The following is a 3,263-nucleotide window of genomic DNA, read 5'->3' on the forward strand; positions in this document are numbered from 1 at the left end:
AATCACAACCTCTCTCTACGCGGTTCTTGAAGATAACCCTATCACGACAGCGCCGTCTGCGTGTTTTGCTCCTTAACCGAACACGAATGACATGGTACCACTCACTCACCCCACGTTTTCTGAATGAGTTCGGTCCGAAATTCAGTCGGTAGATTTGCCCGCTTGCAGATAATTCTTTGTTGCCACATTTGAATCTTCAATGGACGGCCAGAACTCTTTTTGACACAGTATCTGTGAGTCGAATCCCGGGTACGATCCGCTTCATCCTCCCGGGGAACGTGGAGGTGAGTGTCGTGTTCGATCTTCATCGCCCACGTTTCTGTCGGTACTATTCCAAGTTTTAGTTGTATATCAATTGGCCACAATGTTTTCGCATTTCGGATTCTACGATTGAATTCCGGTTGCGATCACTGCATCCATTGACTGGGAACGTGGGATAGCGCCCACTTCACTCGCGTCTCCCACGCTTTCTGAAGTTGTGTCCAACCAGTGAAGTCCTCCGACTAGGGAAAGGCATCATCCATCAATATTATCAAATAATGAACCTGCGATTTGTTTAGAAAAAGACTATATAATACACGCTCCCACTCTGAATCGACTGGTAGGGCAGCGGACCAGTCAACGCGATCCGAAGGGGAGAAAGGGTGATGCCACGCAACGGTTCTGTATTCTCCCCTCCGAAGGACATGATGTCCCAGTCACAACTATGTCGTACCGATGCTTGAGTCTTCCGTAGCCTTGAGATAGAGAGCAATAGCCAAGTTCCGTATCGGAAAAGGACAGAGAGCACGCGACGGGGTTGTGATGCTACCTGATGTTTCTCTGTCCCACTGGGTGATTGATTCATTCCGAGTTAATTATTGCCATTCCCATTGTAGAATGTTGGATTGGTGATAATTGCTAATAGCATACACTGTGGGAAATCAATGGGGGAAGGATGAATGCCACGCAACGCCTCCTGTTGTATCGACCAGCCGCCAAGTATTGTATAGACGGCTGACGAGCAGACCTTGGTATATTGGAACATGATCGAGTCGTCAATTGTCTGTTCCACTCCGGCGCTGCACCGCGCTTGACAGCTGGCAGTAGCGCTGGTGGGGACCAGCCTGTTACCCGGCCGCTGAAAGATCGAGCAAGTAATCGTTGATCCGGTGTGCAACGTCGTCGAACGCCGGTTTCTGCTGGACAAGTCGGTCAAGCGCTTGCTCCCAGTACTGGTGGACCGCTTCCTGACTGTCGGCCGGGATACCGTTCGCGAGATCGAGGTCCACGTTGTGTGCCCGGCTTTTCGTCCGGAGTGCGTCTGCTACCGCTTTATCGTCGAACGATTCCTGGTTGAGGAGACGGTAGATGTCGTAGTAGTCTCGGGCACGCGCCCGCTGATACAGGCTGCGTAGCTTCTCCACGAAGATTTCCTCGACGCTGTACGCGGTCAGATCGACTGCAGGGACGTCTTCGAACGCGTGCCGGTGCTGCACTGGTGGAAACGCCAGCGCCTCGTTGAACGTGATATCCAGGTCGGTGGTGTTCCGCTGGCCGAGGATAGCATCGTACTGCACATCGATTTGGACGTACTCGACCGGTTCCCCTGCTTCGTAGATGTTCGTAACCGTGAACGTGATACCGGACTGTTTCGCGATACCGGCGACAGCCGTTTCGAGCTGTTGGGCCAGATCCGGGAGCGGCTCTGTAGCGGTGAAGTCCAAGTCTTCGGAGAATCGCCAGATTTCAGGAAAGTATAGCTTGCTGAGCGCGGTCCCGCCCTTGAACACGAGGTGATCGGCCAACGGGCTGGTATAGAGTGCGTAGAGGATCCAGGAATTGACATAGTTTTTCTCGGCTAGCCCCGCGGTGACACCGGTCTGTCGGGCAAGCGTGCGCAGCCGTGTGTCGTTAATCATCCATGCTCCCCCGGGTCCGCAACGCGTCCTCAGTGACATTCACAATCAACCGGTAGTCGCTCGTGTGACGGCCGTCGTCAGCGCGGGTCGGATCGAGCTTGGAGTAGCCGGTGGTGAACGCCTCCTCGAGGTCTGCACGGCGCGGCAGCTCGATGTCATGGAGATCAGCGAGGTAGACGATCCGTTTGACTGCTGCTCCGTTCCCCAGACGGAGCAGGTCGCCGACCAGGGTAGCGTAGTCCACACTGTCGGCGTTCACGAATGCTTTCGAGAGCTCGGTGATGCCACCACAGTGCTCGGGATGGTCCGCACAGTCGACTAACGTTTTCTCCACAGTGGCGATGTTGACCTGCTGGGAGCCGATCGCGACTGGTTCATAGCCGAAGAATTTGGCGTTGGTCAGGGTGACAAACCGGTACTGGACGTTGTGGATCTCACGGTCGGGAACCCGATCGGTGGTTGCTGCGACGACCGTCATCGGTACCTGCTCGGTCAGGTTGTAATGGTTCAGCGTGCTCCCGTAGGAGATATACATCGGTTCGGCAAGGTGGGCTGCGATGATGAATTCGTGTTCAGTGTACTCACCGCGTTCGCCGGCAGCCAGCGGCACGATCAGATAGGTCCCGCCCTTCACTCTGTCAAGCCATTTTTTCTGCACCAGGTTGTGGGCCAGCTTCTTCGCCGCATCGTATGAAATGTTGACGCTGCGCTCGATATCGGTGATTGTGACGACTGTCTTGTTCTGGCCGGCCAGCCGGGTGAGTGCGAGTGCTTCCCGTTTCGACAATCCCTGTTTAATACTTGTTTCAGTGCTCGTACTCATATTCGGTACTAAACCAACATAGAGTATACAGGGTCAACGATCAAAAACATTTCTTCCCTCCTCTCTGCTCGCTTGCTGACCCTTATCGCGCCTCGTAATCCTTATCCTGCCTGCGCCAAGGCGGGGGGGGGGTATATAGGGATTAGCAGAGATACTCATAGATTTGCGGTGAGTTGAGTGCTGGCAGGGCTGTCGAGAGATACTCATTGACGTCGTCGAGCGTCAGAAACAGCCGGTTGGCTCGACCGTCCCTGAGCTGCCGCCAGCAGCTTTCGAGTGGGTTCAGTTCCGGCGAATGCGACGGCAGGTACTCCAGAAGCAGGCCGTCTGCGGCGGCCTGCTTCTTCAGTGTCTTCGCTATGAAGTAGCTCGCGTTGTCGAGGATGATCACGAGTCTCTCGCCGAACTCGTGCTGGACCGCTCGGAGGAAATGTTTCGCAACCTCTGCGTTGAATTGATTCGGTGTGAGAGCGATGAAGCGTTCGCCATCGTCAGTAACTGCTCCCAGCATGTTCATTTTGTCACGAACGCCCGAGACC

General features: G+C 54.6%; 3 protein-coding genes. All 3 read right to left on the reverse strand.

Annotated features, from left to right (window positions below; genetic code table 11):
* Positions 1-1,109: 1,109 nt before the first annotated feature.
* Positions 1,110-1,940, reverse strand: a complete 831-nt coding sequence (locus C451_RS03100; RefSeq protein ID WP_206536668.1) for a nucleotidyl transferase AbiEii/AbiGii toxin family protein — start codon at positions 1,938-1,940, stop codon at positions 1,110-1,112.
* Complete coding sequence (locus C451_RS03105; RefSeq protein ID WP_049912802.1) at positions 1,894-2,724, reverse strand: type IV toxin-antitoxin system AbiEi family antitoxin domain-containing protein; 831 nt, start codon at positions 2,722-2,724, stop codon at positions 1,894-1,896. The genes C451_RS03100 and C451_RS03105 overlap by 47 nt, the downstream gene beginning before the upstream one ends.
* A gap of 142 nt (positions 2,725-2,866) precedes the next feature.
* On the reverse strand, positions 2,867-3,263 hold a 397-nt coding region (locus tag C451_RS03110), incomplete at its 5' end, for a transposase (protein ID WP_007737599.1).

The organism is Halococcus thailandensis JCM 13552, from assembly GCF_000336715.1.
Classification (GTDB): domain Archaea; phylum Halobacteriota; class Halobacteria; order Halobacteriales; family Halococcaceae; genus Halococcus; species Halococcus thailandensis.